General features: G+C 43.3%; 12 protein-coding genes. 9 read left to right on the forward strand and 3 right to left on the reverse strand.

Annotated features, from left to right (window positions below):
- The 3 genes from zwf to VK541_RS09525 all read right to left on the reverse strand — a co-directional run.
- A partial coding sequence (zwf, locus tag VK541_RS09515; RefSeq protein WP_324369328.1) for a glucose-6-phosphate dehydrogenase occupies positions 1-1,320 on the reverse strand: 1,320 nt, incomplete at its 3' end.
- Positions 1,321-1,363: 43 nt separating this feature from the next.
- Positions 1,364-2,776, reverse strand: a complete 1,413-nt coding sequence (gene gndA / locus VK541_RS09520) for an NADP-dependent phosphogluconate dehydrogenase (protein ID WP_324369330.1) — start codon at positions 2,774-2,776, stop codon at positions 1,364-1,366.
- Positions 2,769-3,542 (reverse strand): ROK family protein, encoded by a 774-nt coding sequence (locus tag VK541_RS09525; RefSeq protein WP_324369332.1) that lies wholly within the window; start codon positions 3,540-3,542, stop codon positions 2,769-2,771. Before VK541_RS09525 ends, gndA begins: the two co-directional genes overlap by 8 nt.
- Positions 3,543-4,198: 656 nt before the next feature.
- Here VK541_RS09525 and VK541_RS09530 point away from each other — a divergent pair.
- The 9 genes from VK541_RS09530 to VK541_RS09570 all read left to right on the forward strand — a co-directional run bounded on the left by VK541_RS09530 (position 4,199) and on the right by VK541_RS09570 (position 20,396).
- A complete protein-coding gene (locus VK541_RS09530; protein WP_324369334.1) occupies positions 4,199-7,213 on the forward strand; it encodes a SusC/RagA family TonB-linked outer membrane protein in 3,015 nt (1,004 codons plus the stop codon).
- Between the two features lie 50 nt (positions 7,214-7,263).
- Positions 7,264-8,811, forward strand: coding sequence for a RagB/SusD family nutrient uptake outer membrane protein (locus VK541_RS09535; protein ID WP_324369336.1), 1,548 nt, complete (start codon positions 7,264-7,266; stop codon positions 8,809-8,811).
- A 16-nt stretch (positions 8,812-8,827) separates the two neighbouring features.
- Entirely contained in the window at positions 8,828-10,063 is a 1,236-nt protein-coding gene (locus VK541_RS09540; RefSeq protein ID WP_324369338.1) for a discoidin domain-containing protein, read from the forward strand.
- A 29-nt stretch (positions 10,064-10,092) separates the two neighbouring features.
- Entirely contained in the window at positions 10,093-11,196 is a 1,104-nt protein-coding gene (locus tag VK541_RS09545) for a DUF5007 domain-containing protein (protein ID WP_324369340.1), read from the forward strand.
- 85 nt (positions 11,197-11,281) lie between these two features.
- Positions 11,282-14,422, forward strand: a complete 3,141-nt coding sequence (locus VK541_RS09550; protein ID WP_324369342.1) for a SusC/RagA family TonB-linked outer membrane protein — start codon at positions 11,282-11,284, stop codon at positions 14,420-14,422.
- A 23-nt stretch (positions 14,423-14,445) separates the two neighbouring features.
- Positions 14,446-16,080: a RagB/SusD family nutrient uptake outer membrane protein gene (locus VK541_RS09555; RefSeq protein ID WP_324369344.1), complete on the forward strand. Its 1,635-nt coding sequence runs from the start codon at positions 14,446-14,448 to the stop codon at positions 16,078-16,080.
- A gap of 19 nt (positions 16,081-16,099) precedes the next feature.
- A complete protein-coding gene (locus tag VK541_RS09560; RefSeq protein ID WP_324369346.1) occupies positions 16,100-16,897 on the forward strand; it encodes a hypothetical protein in 798 nt (265 codons plus the stop codon).
- 36 nt (positions 16,898-16,933) lie between these two features.
- Positions 16,934-18,541 carry a DUF5008 domain-containing protein gene (locus VK541_RS09565; RefSeq protein ID WP_324369348.1) on the forward strand — a complete coding sequence of 536 codons (1,608 nt, stop codon included), beginning with the start codon at positions 16,934-16,936 and terminating at the stop codon, positions 18,539-18,541.
- A gap of 61 nt (positions 18,542-18,602) precedes the next feature.
- Positions 18,603-20,396, forward strand: a complete 1,794-nt coding sequence (locus VK541_RS09570; RefSeq protein WP_324369350.1) for a DUF4983 domain-containing protein — start codon at positions 18,603-18,605, stop codon at positions 20,394-20,396.
- Positions 20,397-20,439: the final 43 nt, after the last annotated feature.

The following is a 20,439-nucleotide window of genomic DNA, read 5'->3' on the forward strand; positions in this document are numbered from 1 at the left end:
CTGGTCTCCGGTCATGACATCCAGCAGCAGTGTTTCGTAGGCTTCCGGAGACTCGTTGGTGTACGTGCCTTTATAGTCGAAGATCATATCGACGGGGTTTAGCGTCATGTCGAGGCCCGGCCTTTTGCCCTGTACCTGCAAACGGATACTCATTTCCGGCTGTATGCTGATGATGAGCCTGTTTTGCTGCCAGTGTTCGGTTACCGATGCAGGGAAGACCTGGTGCGGTACATCTTTAAACTGGATGGTGATCAATGAAGAGGTTTGTGCAAGGCGTTTGCCGGTACGCACATAAAATGGTATGCCTTTCCAGCGCCAGTTGTCGACAAAGAATTTGATGGCGGCAAATGTTTCTGTGTTGGATTGCGTATCCACATCTTTTTCAGTGCGGTAGCCGGGTACTTCATCTCCTTTGATCCAGCCTTTGGTATATTGCCCGCGGACGGTATTGAAACGGATGTCTTCGGCGGAGAAAGGACGCATGGCTTTCAGTACGTCTACTTTTTTATCCCTGATCTCGTCGGCATCGAAGTTGATAGGGGTTTCCATACCGATGATGCAGAGCAGCTGCAGCAGGTGGTTCTGGATCATGTCCCTTAATGCGCCGGATCCGTCGTAATAGCCGCCCCTGTCGCCTACGCCCAACTGTTCAGTCACTGAAATCTGTACATGATCGATGTAGTTTCTGTTCCAGAGCGGTTCCAGAAATGAGTTGGCGAAGCGGAAGGCCATGATGTTCTGAACGGTCTCTTTGCCCAGGTAATGGTCTATCCTGTAGATCTGTTTCTCTGTGAACCGTTCTTTCAGCAATTCATTGAGTTCACGGGCGGTTTCCAGGTCCCTGCCAAATGGTTTTTCTATTACAATCCGGCAGTTGTCTTCATTTTCTGCCAGCTTGAATTTGGCCAGGCGTTTGGCGATCGACGGGAAAAGTTCCGGTGATACCGCCAGGTAATACACAATCTGTGTGTCGGGTCCAAAATCGTCCTTAAATTTATCTATGGTTACTTTAAGTTCATCAAAGGAGGCGGAATCTTTAACATCGATCGGGTTGTAATGAATGTTCTGGGAAAAACTTTCCCATTTGTCTTTGTGTACTTTACCGGTACGTGAAAAGTTGTTCACCCCGTCCATAAGGGTCTCCCTGAATTTAATATCCGTCAGGGGCCTCCTGGCGGTACCTATGATGGCAAATTTTTCGGGCATGTAACCCTCAGCGTAAAGGTTATAAAGCGCGGGCGCAAGTTTGCGCAAATTTAAGTCACCGGTTCCACCAAAGATTACGATTATGGTTGGATTAACGTTGAGGCTTGTTTTCATCAGAATGTTATTATGTTTGCAGTGATGTGCAGGTTGTTGTCTGTTAATTGTTTGTGTTCCAGTCGGCATGAAATATGCCTTCTTCGTCGATACGTTCAAAGGTATGTGCGCCGAAGAAGTCCCGCTGTGCCTGGGTAAGGTTCAATGGTGATTTATCTGTTCTGAGGGAATCGTAATAGGTGAGGGCAGAGGCAAAGCAGGGAATGGCTATTCCATTGTTTATTGCCGTTGTCACTACTGTCCTTGTTCCCGGGATGATTTCCTGCAGCTGGTTCTGGATGCTTTCGTCTGCGTAAAGGTGCGGAAGGTCCGGCTGTTTTTTGTAGGCCTGGTAGATGTCTTCGAGCAATACTGCACGTATGATACATCCGCCGCGCCAGATCTGCGAGATCTCTTTCAGGTTCAGTTCGTATTTGAATTCTTTTGAAGCGGCTTCCAGCAGGTGCAGGCCCTGTGCGTATGAGGTAATCATGGCAAAATAAAGTGCCTGTTCTAACTGAACTTCAAATGCTGCCGTGTTTTCAATTTTAGCTGCGGGATGCGGTAATGCCTTTGACAGCGCCACACGCAGGGATTTGAATTTGGAAAGATCCCTTGCGCTTACGGATTCATTGATGGTCGGGATCGGCAGCTGCAGGTCCATGGAAACCTGTGAGGTCCATTTGCCGGTACCTTTGGATTTAGCCTCATCTTTGATGAGGTCCAGGAGGAAGCCTCCGGTTTTGTCGTCCTTTACTTTAAAGATATCCCGGGTCACTTCCAGCAGAAAGGATTTTAGCCGGCCGTTGTTCCATTTTTCAAATACTTTGAAGATCTGGTCATTGTCGTAGCCCAGTACATTCTTTAACAGATCGTAGGTCTCCGCGAGGATCTGCATCATGGAATATTCGATGCCGTTGTGTACCATTTTGACGAAGTGGCCTGAAGCGCCGGGTCCTATATAGGCTACACAAGGATCGCCGTTTACTTTCGCAGATACTGCTTCGAGGATCGGTTTTACTGCATTGTAAGCTGTTTTGTCTCCTCCGGGCATCATGCTGGGCCCGAAACGGGCGCCTTCTTCACCTCCGGAGATGCCCATTCCAAAGAAATGGATTCCCTTGTCGCCAAGCTCCGTGGCTCTGCGGCTGGTATCGGTAAAGTGGGAGTTTCCGCTGTCGATGATCATGTCGCCTTTGTCGAGCAAAGGCTGCAGTTCTTCAATAACGCTGTCTACAATTTTACCTGCCGGTACCAGAAGCATAATTCTTCTTGGCAGTTCCAGGCTTTGGATGAAGTTTTCCAGTGATTCATACCCCACTAAATTGTGGGCTTTGCCGTCTTCTTCGAGTTTTTTCAGCATACGGGTATCTTTGTCGTACCCTGTTACTTGAAATCCATTGTCGGCCATGTTAAGCAATAAATTGCGGCCCATGGTGCCCAGACCGATCATTCCTAAAGTATATTTATTATTCATTTTCAGGTTTTTTGCTGGGATGTGTGGTGTAAACGTGGTATTTCTCAGCCACTTCCCAAAGTTTGGCACCGCCTTTGATGCCGTCTTTATTAGTTACGAGCTTAATGTTATGGTCCAGTTCAAAGGCGATGTGTTTGGAGTTTCCGCCACCTATATATAAGGTATCATAATTAAATACTGTTTTATAGGTTTGTATGACCTGCTCCAGGCGGTCATTCCAATCCTTCTTTCCGATCTTCTCCAGGGCTTTGGTGCCGATGTAATCGTCGTAGTCTTTGGTTTTGGATACCGGGAAGTGGGCAAGTTCAAAATGGGGAAGGAGTTCGCCGTCGAATACGAGCGCCGTGCCGAACCCGGTGCCGGCAGTGAGTACGATCTCAAATCCTTTTCCGCTGACAATACCGAGGGCTTGCTGGTCTGCATCGTTGATGAGCCTGACAGGGTATCCGAGCAGATCGCTGACTTGCCGGGCAAGGTCAATTTGTATCCATTTGTCTTTGGCCAGGTTGGGGGCGGTATGTACTATCCCGCATTTGACATAGCCGGGAAAACCTACAGAGATCTTACCGAATTCCTGGTCCAGCAAGGCAACCAGTTCGCTGATCACTTTGATGATCGCTTCGGGTTTAGAATTTTCGGGGGTAGGGATCTTTTTGAATTCTGATAACAAATCGCCCTTAGGACTAAGGATACAAGCCTTTATACTTGTGCCGCCAATGTCTATGGATAAGATATTGCTGCTTTCTTTTTTTGGTTTAACTGGCATGTCTGTTTTTTAGTAAAAAGGCCTGTCTTTTATTCTGTTCTTCAAAATAACAAATTTTCATTCACTAATCGGGTTATATTATGGTATTTATATGGTAATAATTACGGATGGCTGATAAAGTGTTGCAGCGATAAAAATACGGACGGGAAGATTATTCTGGAACAGAAATTACGATATCGTTGTAGCTCAAGATGGCATGGAAATAACACGCTATAATACAAGGTGTTGTATTGTCAATATTTTTAGAAAAAAAACATTAAAAGATTTGGATTGTAATATTTCTTTCGTATTATTGTTACAGATAATCGATTTAGCACCATGAGGGATTATCGGGAAACCAAATACTTACCTAATTAAGCCAAACTATGAACCAAAATTTTACTAAAAATCTATGGAGTAAGCGTTCCGCTCCAACTCACGATTATTTTCTTGAACACTGTCTTGTAATACCTGGGGGTGTTGCTATGCTTTTTTGCGTAAATACTTGTAAAAAACCTTAGCTAAAACGTTTTAAAATATTTCAAATTAATTAAAAGTGTTGTTCATGCTGCAAGTAAATAGCGGACAGGATATTTCTTTTATCTAATAATTTAAAATAGAATCCAATACAATCAATAAATATCAGTTTTCAATCAGTTAATACTTAATTATCTGTTATGCGCATTATTGCAACTATGACTTTTCTGGGTGTGTTGTGTACAACAACATGCTCTTTCGGCAATACGGCTAGGTCAGCCTGTGTTTCGAATAACTTCTCTCTGAAGGGAAGCTTTCAGCAACAGACGGATACTTCTAAAAAGGATACTGCTTCAACAGACACTTCGGCTGTTGGGATTAAACCTCTTAAGAAGACCATCACGCACAGACTTGAGTCGAAAGGCAATAGTCTCGATCCTAAGAAACTTTCTATATTTCCTGCTGTTACCTTGCAGCAGGCTATAAAGGGAGAGTCTGCTGGTGTTTATGTTCAGGAGCCAACCGGCGAACCTGGTACTGCTCAAAACATCTTTATCCACGGAACTTCACAGCCGCTGCTGTCACAGCGTGAGTTGTTCCAGTCACAGCCGCTGATCATTTTAGATGGTGTGCCCCTGACAAGTGAGCATCCATATGCATTGGATATTCAGCAATACAAATTTGAAAGAATAGGCCCGGGAATAAATCCTTTGTCTATTATCAATATGGATAATCTTCAGTCGGTAGAGGTATTGAAAGATCTTTCAGCCATTGCTGCTTACGGTCCTAAAGGTGCTAACGGTGTAATTTTGCTGACTACAAAGGCAGCGTCCAGTAAAAGGATGATCACTTTTGATTCTTATGTCGGGATGGCTACTAAAGGTGGTGTGACTACCGTCAACGGTCAGTTTGAGAATAATTTCAGGAGGCAGTTTTATGACAAGTATACCGGAAACGGAAGTTATACAGGTAATGATGTTTATCCATTGTATTTAAGTGATTCATTGAACAATGCTTATTACGGGCCCGCAAACTGGAATGACATGTACTATAAAAATGGTATGGTTTACGGTGTTAACGCAAGTATAGCCGGCGGAACTGACAGGGCAAACTTCCGCTTTGGTGTGGGATCACTTAAAAATGAAGGTATAGCTGATGAAACTGGTGTTGAAAGGTACAACACACGTTTCGTGATCAATATGAAACCAATCAGCTGGCTGAATTTTAGTGCGATGGTAAATGGCAGCATAGTGGACCGTGACCGCAACAGAAATGTAAGGGACAGGCTTACCCAGGTAAATTATATACCGGATCTGAGTTCACCGGTGGCTCCGAACAAGGAAAAATACGGACAATATCTTTCAGAATTTGAAAAAGGATTTGACAACAACAAAACGAATTCTATTCAGGGTTACCTGAAAGTTGGTCTGGACTTTGAAAATTTCAGCCTGATCACAACAGCCGGAGCGGACTACAATGAAGGTTACCGTGATATTTTCTTCCCGAGAACTTTATTGCAGACCACCAACTATGCATCCAACTATTTTAGCACCAGCCAAAGGACGTTTGTTGATAACGTGGCATCTTACGACTGGGAAGTAAATGAGGACAGCAAATTTAATTTCCAGGCAGGTTTGTCGGCACAATTTGATTCTTATAAGTATCAATATGCATATGCCTATAAAGGAGCGAATGACTTTATTAAGCTGAACTTACTGTATTCTGATCCTAATAAAAAAGCTGGTGATCCGGAAGAGTATTTGACTCCAAGTGTATTTAGAAGCCAACTTGTATTTAAGTATTTAGATAAAACTAAAAATAACCTGCTCTCGGCAAATGCAAGAGCTACTTACTCGTTTAAAGATAAATACACCGTCTCCCTGATGCTTCGTGCTGACGGGTCGTCTACTCAGCAGCCTACCAGCCGCTGGTTCTATTCTCCGATATTTTCGGCTGCATGGGATATGAAGAAGGAGTTCTTTGAAGATGACGCGACGATCTCAACCTTCAGTTTGCGCGGAAGTGCCGGCCGTATGGGCAGACATGAGAGTTTTGACAATTATGCGCAGGGCCCTCAATATACTGCTTTTGCAGGGTTTACAGGAAACTTAATCAGTCCGGGATATAATGGTATTTCAACCATGACCCGTCCTTATACCACAGGGGGTGTTGGTTATGACCTCGATTGGGCATACACGGATCAGGCAAATATTGGCCTGGACGCATCATTATTTGATAACCGCGTGAACGGATCGCTTGACCTTTATATGAAAGAAGATAAAAACATGCTTTTGGGCGTGCCGTCGGCTGCTGAATATGGTTATGCTGCTATTATAAAAAATGGTATGGCTATCCAGAATTCAGGTGTTGACCTGACTTTAAGCGGAGTAATTCTTCCGGCAGGAAAAACTCTTTCATGGACTTCATCACTGAATATCAATTACAACCGCAATGAGCTTACTGCTTTGCCGGACGGCTTATCGGAGCTGGCTATTGGCGACAGGTTATTGAGAGTTGGTGAGGCTGTGGATCGTTACTGGGTATTGAACAACACCGGTATCTATAATACTGATGATGAAGTACCTGCTGTAGGCGGTAAGAAACTGACCTATAATGGTATTGTCCTGAAAGCAGGTGATCCGATATGGACCGATCATAACAACGACAACATTATTGATAACCAGGACAGGGTATTGCAGGGCCATGCGCTTCCAGTTGTATCGGGTGGTTTCAACAATGATTTTAGTTATAAGAAATGGACTTTAGGTTTGAATTTCTATTATAACCTGGGTCGTCAGCTGGTGAACCAGGAAATGTCAAATAAGTTTGATTTCGTAAACCGTGAGGGTCTGAATAACATCAACTCTGTAAGAGAGATCACATTCTGGGAGAAAAGAGGGGATTATTCAAAATATAACTTGTATAACCCATGGAGCTCAGTAGCGCCTTACCAGGTAAATCAGGATATTTTTGTTGAAGATGCTGCTTTTGTGAAATTGCGTACGCTTTCCCTCGGTTATGATTTAACAGATATGGTAAAGAAAAATTCTCCGAATGTGAAGAGGATTTATGTATATGCGAGCGTAAACAATGTATTTACATTGACTAAGTATACAGGTCAGGATCCGGAACTGGTAGATTATACCGGTTACGATACTGGTTATGGTATCCAGATACCAAGAACTTATTTACTGGGTGTAAAAATGGATTTTTAATTCTTAGCCTTAAACTGAATAATATTTAAGTACCAATTAAAATTGAGGAAATGAAAAAAATAATTTTGCTGAGTCTTATCTTTTTTGCCCTGCTAGCAGGAAGCTGTAAAAAAGCATTGGATGTAAACTCGACCCGTGTGGTAAATGAGGAGAATTACTGGAATACGATTGAGGACGCCAGAGCCGGGATCATGGGTGTTTATGGGTTGACCAGAGCGGCATTGGCTGACAATAACGGCCATTGGATTTACGGAGATGTGCGTAAGGGTAGTTTTGCAAGTCCGATCCGTCAGGATTTAAAAGCAATCATCAACAATGACCTGACTGCCCAGTATCCTGTAGTGGATGCGCTTTCAAACTGGAGAAGGTTTTTTGCCATTGTAAATGCGGCCAACATCTTTTTGGAACGTATACATGAAGTGCGCGACAATGACGCCCGCTACATTCAGAACAATATGGATGTAGATGTAGCCCAGGTCAGGTTCCTGAGAGCTTTCGCTTATTTCTACATGGTCAGGATCTGGGGTGATGTTCCGTTCATTACATCTTCCCGTGACGGTTCTTTTGAAAACCTGCCAAAATCGGATGGACGTGCGATTCTTGAGTTTGTTCAGGCGGAAATGTTTGAGGCTGCTCAGGTACTGCCTTATAACTATAGCAACAATGATGAGCAACAGCCGGGACAATATTACAACGAGTCTGCTTCAAGGTGGAACGGAGCGCTGGTAAGAAAGATATCTGCATATAGCATGCTGGCTCACGTAGCCGCATGGCAGGGTAAGTATGCGGACGTGTCTGTTTATACCAAATTTGTAACAGATAATTACAGCAGAGGTGGTATTGGGTATTCAGATACACAGTTTTTAACTCTGCGTAATGGTTTGTTCTATGATAAAAAGAACAGTCAGATCCTTGGATTTGGTTTCATATGGGGACACCAGGATGCTACGTTTACCGGAAACATTGAATCACTGACACTGGCAGAACCGGTTGTTAACAAAGCTTTACCTGATATTTATCTGACAAAAGATTCGATCCTGGGCATCTTTAAAGAAACCAATGATGCCAGGTTCAATATTGATACAACAGGTGTACCTCATTCTGATCGTTACATTACCAATTATCAGGGCAAGTATCCGATCTTCAGTAAGATCAAAGTCATGCAGGATGGATCTACAGACCCGACTTTCAGGATATTTTCCAGTACGATCGTCGTCACCAGGCTTGAAGACGTCACTTTGCTGAGAGCTGAGGCTTTGGCTGTGCTTGGTGAGAGGCAAGGGGCGATTGCCGCTTTAAACATCATCAGACAGTTGAGATACAATGTGAATAATGTGGGCGCAGCTACTGAGGGTAATACGTACCAGGCTTATAATGAGGTGAAAAGCGGAGCCCTGGTTGATGCTATTTTCAAAGAGCGTCAAAAGGAACTCATGGGCGAGGGACAGCGCTGGTATGATCAGGTAAGGTATCAGAGGATTAAACAATCTGATCCGAAGTTTGTAGCACTGATCAATAATGGAGGGATCTACTGGCCGATAGCTAAAAGTATCCTGGCCCAGAATCCTAAATTAACTCAAAATCCATACTGGAAATAACCAAGCATTTATAGACATGAAAAGATCAAATTTTTACAGTAAATATTTAGTCGCATTGTTGTTAGGTGCACTGATATTTCAAGTTGGATGTAAGAGAGAGTCCGGCTATTACAAACAGGAAAATATCAATACCGGTACTGATTTAAATATGTATGACTATTTAAAAAGTAAAGCGGGGGTTTATGATTCCTTATTGTTCCTTATCGACGCATTTAAGATGAAAAGTTATCTTACAGATAGCAGCGTCACTTTGTTTGCGCCTTCTAACAGCAGTTTTCAAACGGCTTTACTGAACTTAAATAATATCCGCAGGGCACAAAATAAGAATGCGGTGTTCTTAAAGGACATCGTTGTCGGTACCACATCTGTTAAAAGGGACCTTGCAAAAAAGAAAGCAGACAGTATGAACCTGGATACTATGGTGTCCCGTTATATCATAAGGGGTCTGTTTAAATCGGCTGATTTCTCCGTTGGTGACGGACGGGCGCTGATTGCTGCACGCAGTGCTTTTCCTATGCATGGAAGACGTTTATATGCAGATGCGCAGGGATGGCAAAATGGTGGGTCTGAAGTCATAGAATTTGCCAACACCAAACGAAGTGTGTTTGTACCTAACTGGGCTACAACCAGCACAAGTTCTGTTAATATTCAGGCGAAGAATGGTGTGGTGCATTTGCTGGAACCTGACCATGTATTCGGATTTGACGAGTTTTCCAGAAGGCTGACATTGATCCCGCCGCCGAAGAATCTTATTTTGGATGATATGGCTGCATATAAAAAAGCGCTGGTTGAAAATCCGGGTCTTCCAAAACCTTTTAGTGTTAAATTTAACGGAACTTATGAAGATGGCCAGGTATCAGGCGGTGAGCGGATTGATAAGCTGTTTGACAATAATATATTGACGAAGTTTATCGCAAGATTTCTTGAAGGCAACAACAACCCGATCAAGATAACTTATAGTTTCTATAGCGGGCCGCAGGTAGCCAATGTATACACGGTATCGTCTGCAAATGATGTTAAAAACCGAGATCCTAAAGCATGGGTTCTTGAGGGATCACTGGACGGAACCAACTGGGTTCAGCTGGATACCCGTCAGGACCAGGATTTCAATTCACGTTTTGAAACTAAGATCTACGATTTTCCTAATACTGTTGCCTATAAATATTACAGGCTGACAGTAGTAAGTAATCTTGGAGATAATTTGTTCCAGATATCTGAATGGTCGCTGAATTACAGAGAAGTTTTTGATTAAGTTAAGGGGTATTTAAATTAAAGAATGATATGCAAAACGCAATAAAATATAATGCACTGATCTTATTGACTGCCGTGGTTACTTTCTCCGGATGCAGGAAGATATTTGATGTGCCGGACGAAAAGGACTATTTGAGTACTAAGTTGAGTTATACCACAAAGATCTTTGAACCTAAACTGGGCAGATTGTACAATTATAGGGGCATACTTAACGCGGACAACTCGTCTTTTCCAATGAAGTTTGAACTGATCAACCCGCACTTTGGTGACGGTAGAGATGCGAATGACATCCTTACTAAAAGAGATGTACTGGTATGGAATGCTGAATATAACGGCAAGGAAACCAACCTGGCTGAAATTGAAGCCAAAAGGCATGTGGAAAGCCGTTCTGTTGTGGAAATCAGAGAATCTGGTGAGCTCATCGTGTGGCCGAGTTCTACAAGGGATCTTTTTAAGCCTGCTGATACTGTTGTGTTTCCTCAGGACATCAGGTATTTTGATGTAAGGGTGAGCAATTCAGGCGGTTCAATGGTGGTCAAAGATTTATCTCTGATTTTTAGGGTAGATGTACCCTACGAGCCGAGTGACGACATCAACCAGTTCACCGGCCTGCCAAATACGACCACGCCCTCTGGAAAAGCTTTGAAACGCCAGTTTGTTCAGTCAGTATCCGGCATGACTGGTGAGTCTACCAATCAGCCAATGGATGACCCCACCAATGCAGCAAAAGGGCTGATCTATTTATACATACGTAAGGTTCCGGGAGGTACTGGAAATACATTGAGATTTAAGTTTTTAAATAAAGATTCGGCGGCCATTAATCCTGCGAAATTTAACGAAACCAGATGGGACGAGCTGGTTCATGGCTTTAACAAGAAAATGATGCCAGAATACGTGCAATATGATGTGGCTTATCCGATTCCTGTAGCGCCCGGAATTCCGACCAAGTATACGAATGGCGGACCAACGGGTCAGGGTCTTGAAGCCCACGTTGAATTTAGTTATTCACGTATAGGTTTTGGTAACATCCGCAGGACAGCTGTTATCGCGCAGAACTTCAGAATATTTGAAAAGGGAGACTGGGAGATTGTATTCCACTTCAAGACTGTAAACCCTAAGTTCACAAACGACTAGAATCTTAATGATAAAAATTAATACAATGAGAAAACATATTATTTTGCTATCAATTTTTTTCAGCTGCGTATTTATATGCAAAGATTTGATAGCGCAAACTAAAAGGACTGTTACGATAACCGTAACAGACGCAGCGACCAAGGAGACTTTGCCTGGTGCAGGTGTCTTTGTAGGGCAGCCGCTGAAGGGGCTTGGTCAGACTAATGGAAATGGCGTTTTGACTGTTTCTGTGGATGACGGAGCAACTTTGACCATCACTTATCAGGGATATACAACTAAAACAGTAAAGCTGGCAGCCGGACAAACCAGAGTTGCCGTGCCCCTTGCTGAAGCTAAAACCACGATGAACGAGGTGGTAATTCGTGGTTACCAAAAAAGGAGCCGTGATCAAACTACCGGTTCGTCATTCATAGTAACGGGTAAAGAGGTACAGGATGTACCGGTGGCCAACGTGGAGCAGCTGCTTCAGGGTAAGGTTGCTGGTTTGAACATTCAGAACAATACGGGTGCTCCGGGTCTGCGTGGATCTGTGAATATTCGTGGTCTTTCTACCATCAGTACTACAGGATCTGGTAACGAGACTTTCTTGCAGCCGACTTCACCTTTATATGTAATAGATGGTGTGCCGATGGATGCAGATAAGGCTTCAGAGTTTGGTTTCCAGCAGCAAGGTTCCGGTGTGAGCCCGCTGTCACTGATCCCTCAGGAAGATATCGCGAGTATTGAGGTATTGAAAGATGCGACAGCTACTGCACTGTATGGTTCAAGGGGTGCTTATGGTGTAATTCTGATCCAGACCATCCGTGGTCAGTCGGAAACACCAAGAGTACGTTATACCGGAAACTTTTACCTGAGTAAAACGCCTAAACTTCGTGAGACTTTGGGTGGTGCCGCGGAACGTGCTGTAAAAGTGAAACAGATTGCTGATTACAGAACGTTGGCTGATTACTATCTGCTGTACAGGACTCCGTTTTTGTCGGACAGTTTGAACGCTTTCTACAACAACTCCACAAACTGGCAGGCGATCTTTTATCAGGATACTTACAACCAGACGCATAACGTGACTTTGGATGGTGGTGATCAGAAATTCAACTATAAAGCCAACGTCGGTTATTATGGAAATAAAGGTATCATCAAAAATACTGGTTTCGACCGTTATAGTTTAAACATGAACATGGAGTTCAAACCTTCAGAGAGGCTGAGCTTTAATGGCGCGATCCTGGCATCGGTATCGAGTATAGAAACCGGTAATGGTCTGGGTCTGCTGCAGCAGGGTGTTGCGAATAACGGACAGAATTCGTCATTACTTCCCGGTCCGTCATTTTTTGTGGCGACCAGCGATGTGCTGTCTGCATTAGAGGTTAGAAATGATGCAGGACCAAAATTTTTGAAAGCCAATATGGAGGCCAGATACGAGCTGTTTCCCGGATTGACCGCAACTACCAATGGTAGTTATTCATACAATCAGGATCATAAGGATCAGTTCACTCCGGCTGCTGCGAACTCTCAGTTCGCTAAACTGGAACGTTTCAATTCATTTACATCAGAGTTGTACAACAGGAACAGTCTTTCTTATGTGAAAGATATCAATGAGGAACATAACTTCTTTATCAACCTGTTCAACGAGTTCTACATCAGAAATGGTAAATCGGCGATGACCCGTCTGGAGCGGATACCAAATGATCAGTTTGAAGGACCGCTGGGATATGACGGTTACTTTTCCAGAGGCGGCGGTATTTTGGGCGGAAGTTTCCTGGATCAGAAACTGGCTTCGTTTGCTGCGGCTTTTACGTATGACTACAAAAAGAAATATGTAATGGACATCACTTATCGTATAGATGGTACGTCGGTAAGTGGTAGTGATGATCCGTATTCTAAAAATCCTTCTATTGGTTTGAAATGGCACTTCTTCAAAGAAGACTGGCTGAAGGATATGAAATGGCTATCGTATGGTGACTTGAGGTTAACTGCCGGACAAAATATATATCCTGTTGGTTCATTGGTAGATATTTACGGCAGGTATACGCCAAACGGATTTTACAACAATTCACCTAGGGTTGGTATCAATTACGACAAGATCCCTAATCCAATTTTGAGACCTAAAAGTGTGACCCAATATAACTTTGGATTTGACGTAGGTCTGTTTGATGGTAAGTTTGATGTTATTTTTGATACTTATTATAAACAAGTTGATAATGAGTTGTTTACCAATAAATTGTCTAATACTTTAGGTTTCAATGAATTCACCAGTAATGATGCTGGTCTTGTCAACTATGGTTATGAGCTTTCGGTAAGCAGCCGTCCGTTACCTAAAACCAGCAAGATTCTTTGGACAGTCTCTGTGAATGGTGCCTGGAACACAGATATCCTGACTAAGCTGCCTGATGAATACAATGGTCAGTACATTGAGTTTGACGAGAATAGCGGTTACTTCCAGCATCTGGCTAAAAGGGTAGGCAGAAATTCACTGGCCAACTACCTGTATATCAATCAGGGCGTTTACTCAAACACATCGGATGTACCGATTGACCCGATTACTGGTCTGAGGTACCGCAACGACACTCCGAATGATTATAGGAATGCGTTTGAGGCCGGGGATGCTATATTCTATGATGCAAATGGTGATTATGTGCTGGATCGCAGGGATTTACAGGTGACTGGAAATACACAGCCGGTTTTAACTGGTGGTTTATCCAATACCCTGAGCTATACACAAGCTTCAGGTGCTGCATGGACGCTGAATATCTATTCTACTTTTACAGCTAAGCGTTCTATCCTGAACAATGCGCTGGCAGACAGGCTGAGATTGCTTAATGATCCTTATGGGATTAAAGATGGTATCATTGGAAATGGCACAAAGGCAGTGGTTCCAATTAATGACCTGAACGTATGGGCGCAGCCGGGAGATATTGCGAAATTTGGTAATGCTTACAATTATGTGCATAACGCTTATGCGCAGCCGTTCAGGTATGAGCAGACCTTATGGCAGGAGGAAGGAAGCTATTTTAAAATTAATCAGATCACTTTAGCCTACACATTTGATAAAAAACTGGCCAAACGTCTTGGGGTAAATTCTATACGTCCATACCTGTCAGGATCGAATCTGGTAACTTTTTCAAAATACTCAGGTCCGAATGCAGAGAACGTAACAGCGATCGGACGTGACGGATCAGGTGGTTATCCGGTACCGCGTTCTTACACATTTGGTTTGAACGTAGAATTTTAATTGAAGTCAAAAAAAGATAAGACATGAAAAAAGTAATTATTTGCTTATTAATCGTTGTAAGCGCTTCACAATACAGCTGTAAAAAGTTCCTGGACATCACGCCGATTGATAAGCTGACAGGTAACAATTTTTACCAGAGCACGGAGGACATTGAAGCCAATATCACGGATATGTACGGGATGCTGTTCGACAAGTACACAAGAACTGCTTTTGCAGGGGCTACCGGCGAATTTCGTTCAGGAGAAGTGGTTCCTGCGGTGCAGGGAGGAGAGGGCCGTTATGGAACGGCAAGGCTTGGCGGACATACCAGGATAGCACCAAATCCAAACGGCAATACTGAAAAACAGAGTATACCGATTACTACAGTCAACGACCGTACGTTGCTGGAGGCGGTTAGAAATACTCCTCCGCCAAACCAAACACCATGGGCTGGCTACAGATTCTGGGACCTTACCATTTGGAACGAGTACTATAGAGTGATTCAGTCGGCTAACATTTTAGTTAGCAAGTTAGAGGAAGGAATTCCTGCGCTGAACGAACAGCAGACTAAACGTTATATCGCTGAGGCTAAGTTTATACGCTGCTTCTGTTACTTAACTATGGTTCGTCTTTACGGTGATGTGATCTATTATACCAAGGCTTTCCAAAAAGATCCGCTTCCTAGAGAAAACATGGTTTCAGTAATTACTAAATGCATTGCTGATTTAAAACCAAATTATAAGGACCTGCCGCTTACTATGACTGATCCTTCTTTGCGGGGTGTCAGGGCAACTCAGGGTGCTGCTATTGGCCTTTTAATGAACATGAACATGTGGAACGCAGGTTTTGATCTGCCAAACAGAAATGCATACTGGACAGAGACGGCAATTTTGGGTGAGGAGATCATGAAGAGCGGTGCTTTCCGTTTGCTGCCGCTGACAGAATGGGCTACTGTTGCTAAGGGCCGTTCGGAAGAGAGTTTGTTTGAATTGTTCAGAACGCTGAACTACAATAATGATTTGAACAATCCTTTTGAGCAGTCGTACGCATATTCTCCTTTTGGTGATGCGTTTATTCACTTTCCTTATAAACAACCGGAGTATACGCACAGGTACAGCTTTAATGTTTTCACTGAAGACTATATGATGAAGCTTTATGGCGGTGATTCCGGCGATCAGCGTTTGGTCGTATGGTTTGTTGCTCCTTTTGATCAAAATCCAGAGACTTTTCAGCTTAGAAAGTTCGCTTTGAATACATTTATTGATGCCAACCGTCCTGACCTGGATTTGAACCCGGATAACACTTACCTCATCATGCGCTATTCTGATGCCATCCTGCTGCGTGCGGAAGCACTTGCCAATTTGAGTAATGACGCAGATGCGACAACTGTTTTGAATGAACTGAGGGTAATGAGGGGGGCAGCGGCATATCCGGCTAATCCATATAGCGGGCTTAAAGAAGCGATCTTCTGGGAACGCGCTAAAGAACTGATGGGCGAAGGAAGCCGTTATTTTGACCTGGTACGTACCAGACGGGTATTGAGCAAACAGTTTACTGACAATCCGCTAACTTCAGATAAATTCAACAGGGGGGGCTGGACCTGGCCGATTAATGAATCTGCCCTGACAAATAATCCGTATATGACATTGAACAACTATTGGATTGGAACTGGTCTTTAATTAATTTGATATAACGAACATGAAAAGTACAATAAAAAGATATATTAAGCCGGTCGCAATTTGTTCAGTCCTGCTGACGATGATGGTGGCATCCTGCAAGCAAGACGATTACTATCAGGACGGTGGAAAGGCTGATCCAAAATTTAATGGGACAGTATTGCAATACCTGCAGTCCAATCCAAAATTTGATACCATCGCACAGATCGTAAAACTGGCGGGACTAGAGGATATGTTTTCAAATGAGGAAATCACTTTCTTTTGTCCGACAGATGAAGTGATCAGACGTACGATAGGCCGTGTAGGCGGAAGGCCAAATTTCCCCAATGATCCTTATATAAATGGATTGAACCAGTTTTTGTTTAATCAGGGCAAGGATACAATAAAGACGTTTACCGATGTTCCGGGAACGATCTGGAGAAAATACATGCTGCGGTATGTGTTTAAAGGAAAGAATGTGCTAAAGGATTACCCTCAGATTGACTTCACATTGAAACAATTGCACCCTGGTGGATTTTATACTACATGGAATAGTGACCTTTGTAATATCGGTGTGGTATTTAATCCTGTTAATGGTGTTAAATACACCGGATATCGTCAGCTCTGCATTTCATATGTACGGGATGTATCAAATCCTGACCAAAGTCTTTTCTATACAGCAGCCGTGGCAACGTCAGATGTTCAGCCTACCAACGGTGTGGTGCATGTACTGGCAATTGCCGGCAACCTGACAACTATTGGTGAAGTGTTCGTCAGCCCGCTGGGAGATATGTATGGTTTCGGCGATGATTTTTGGATAGATGTAGCTTTTAACAGATAAGGATAAATGTTTTTGGAAATAATTTAATAAAAGATTATGAAATTTAGATATACCGGATTATTAGTCATTCTGCTTGCAGCGCTGATCGGCGGTTGTAAGGGTACAGAAGATGAGGTTTTTAACGATCCTTATGAAGGTGGCAAAGCGGGATTGGGAATTATAGTGAACCAGCAGCAAGTGCCTGCACCGGCCGAGGGAGAGGCGGGCGTCGAAGTAAGGATTAAAGCTTCGGGACTTGAACAGCATAAAGCCACGCTGAAGTTTTTGTTTAACGGTGAAAACGCTGTAATTAAGACAGTCGACGCTGAAGGAATCACAGCGGTAGTGCCTAACAGGGCAAGTTCGGGCGTGACTTCGTTTGTTGTCGGCGGGCAGGTGGTATTTGGTCCTGATTTTACCGTATTGGGAAAAGTTAAAAAGGACTTTACCTATAAAGTAGTGAATGGTACCGACGGTGCTATATACAGGGCTATAGGCGTAGCAAGCGGAAACGTGCTGTTTTTGGGTGATTTCACAAATTTTGACAACAAAGGCCTGGTGAAACGCATCAACAAGATAGCAAGAACATTTCCTGATGGGACCTATGACCGTTCATTGGGTTCGGGAACCGGTGCTAACGGACCATTGTTCGACATGGCTATCGTAAACAGCAACTGGTATATTGTCGGTAGCTTCGGCGGGTATGCGCAGCGTGACGGGCTCAGTAACATTACAAAGCTGAGCTCTCAGGGACAGATAGATACGGTAGCTGTTGATACCTATGAACACAAGACAAAGTATGTGTCAAGGTTTAACGGGGGTACCAACGGAACTATTACCAATGTGTATCCTTCAAACGGGCAACTGATCATTAGCGGTGATTTTAGCTATTACCTGTCCCGCAGATATGATCAGCCTACTTATCAATACAAGGATAGTGTGGTGATAGATACTGTTGATGTAAGGCAGCTGGCTAAATTGAACGTTGACGGATCGCTGGACAGGACCTGGAGATTTGATGCAAATGCACCAGGTTATAGACCGGGTGAACTTGGCAGAAGCTTGCCTGCTGCCAATGGCCCTATAAAAACAATAATGCACAGCGACGGGAAGATCCTGGTTTATGGATTATTTACCAAATTTGATGATGCCACTTTTGGAAACATTGTCAGGTTGAATGCTGACGGTTCGATAGATCAGTCGTTTAATCCTGGTAAGCAAGGTGCTGATGATGGTATCGCTACTGTAAGTTATAATGCAGTTTTAAATAGATATTTAGCTGTAGGCAGGTTTAAAAAGTTCAACGGAGAAACTGCTCCTTATATGGTTTTGCTAAATTATGATGGTTCGGTAGATAAAACATTTACCGCCAAAACATTTGAAGGTGACATTCCTGTCTTTTGTAAACTTTTAAATGATGGTCTTGGTGTCATTTCAGGTCAGTTTAAGACGTATGATGGTGCGGCCAGAAACGGCTTCCTGATCACAGACCTGAAAGGTGACCTTGCTGTGGGATACAATACCATTGGTAATTTGCAGGGTCAGCTTTATGATGTATATGAAACAAAATCTACTGATGATAAGCGGGCGTTATTACTGGTTGGCCGCTTCTTTTTATTTGACAACCAGATCACCAATAATATGGTAAGGGTAACCTTAGAATAAAATGTGTGTGATGACGATATATAGTTTTAGAAAAAACCAAATGAAAAATAAATTAAGGAACATGAAAAATTTTAAAGTTCAATCCTGCATTGGAGCAGCCGCACTTTTCTTACTTGTTCTGGCTTCATCCTGTAACAAAGAATTTGACAAGGTGATTCCGGATGCGCCTGAGAATAGTGCCGATGTGGATTATAGAGTACCAAAGGTACTTTATATTATTGCCGATGGTGCCCGTGGTGCGTCTGTGAGGGATGCTGCTACAGATCGTATAAAGGGACTGCTGAGTAATGCGATTTACTCCTGGAACTCTCTGGGTGACATTACACAGAACAATGCGACGAACTGGGCCGATATGATGACGGGTGTAAAAAAGGAGAAGCACAATGTGTTAACGGAGGACTTCGCCGGCAATAAGCTTGCTGATTACCCTGTGATCTTTAAGCGCATGAAGGTGATCAATCCTAAGCTTCGTGTTGCGTCTTTTGCAACTTCAGCTGGTTTTAAAGATAAGCTGACTGATGGATTGGATGTGTCTGAACTTGCAGCTGATGATGAGTTGCTGAAAAACAGAATGGTGCAGTTCCTAAAGACTGATACGGCAGCTGTTGTTGTCGGAGAATTTTCCGCAATACAGAAGGCGGGAACAGCTGTTGGTTTTGACAATAAATTTCCGGAATACAAGGCTGCGATTGTTGATTTTGATAAGAGGGTGGGTGAGCTGGTTGATGCGATAAAAGGAAGAGCGACTTATAATAAAGAGAACTGGTTAATTATTGTGACTTCCAACAGGGGTGGTGCTTTTGCACTTCCTCCGGCTGAGGATGACAAGACACTTTTCAGTAATACCAATGCAAATACTTTTACCATATTTCACAGCGCGAGCTTTAAACCAACATTTGTCGGCAAGCCATTTTTAGGGAATACTTTTACAGGGAAAGCGGTCAGATTTTTAGGTGATCCGGAAAAAACCCAGGGTTTGGTAAGCCCGGCACAATCGTCCATTTATAATTTCGGTCAGGGCGACTTTACAGTTTCAGTGAAAATAAAAAAGGGATCACCAAAGGATACCGGCGGCGGTAAATACTGGTACCAGTGGCCATCTATATTAGGTAAAAGAAATAATGTTGGCTGGGGTGGCAGTACGGCTCCGGGAAATCCTGGTTGGGATATCTGCTTATTCTACAATGGATGGAGAGTTCTGGAACAAGGTGGTACTGATAATATCAACGGAGATGAAGTTGCCGGCCGTGAATTCAGCGGTGACACCTGGCATGACCTGACTTTTACAGTTGAAAAGAAAACAGATGGAAGAAGGTATTTAAGATTATATACTGACGGAATAAAAGGAGTAACTAACCAGAACGGTGGTTCGACTTCAAATCCGAATATGGATGATTTTGCGATGGATGGTGTCCCTAACTTTGACAATAACGCGCCAATGCGGGTAGGATTTCAAACAGGAGAGATCGACGGAGGTAAAGGCTATATTAACGTTCAGCTTGCGGAACTGAGAATATGGGCGATAGCACTTCCAGAAGCTCTCATTAAGCAATATGCATGTGAAACGTCTATAGACTCAAGTCATCCGGAGTGGAAATGGGTGGTAGGTTACTGGCCTATGAATGAAGGAACCGGTGACATTATGAAAGATCAAAGTGTTGTAGCTGCTGATTTTACCCTGCAGGGAACCCGGAATTGGGAGCAGTTCAGCGACCTGATCTGTTCACCAAGCAATACCGATTTAGGAACATTGGTTCCTAAGAATTCAGACATTCCAACTCAGATGCTTAGCTGGTTCAATATTGCGCGCCAGGAAATCTGGGGCCTTGACGGAAGGGTTTGGATCTCAAATTAGAATTAATATGTAAGTACCTGTAACGATAACGGGTACTTGCATA

Origin of the sequence: Pedobacter sp., assembly GCF_035317785.1 — a bacterium.
GTDB lineage: Bacteria > Bacteroidota > Bacteroidia > Sphingobacteriales > Sphingobacteriaceae > Pedobacter.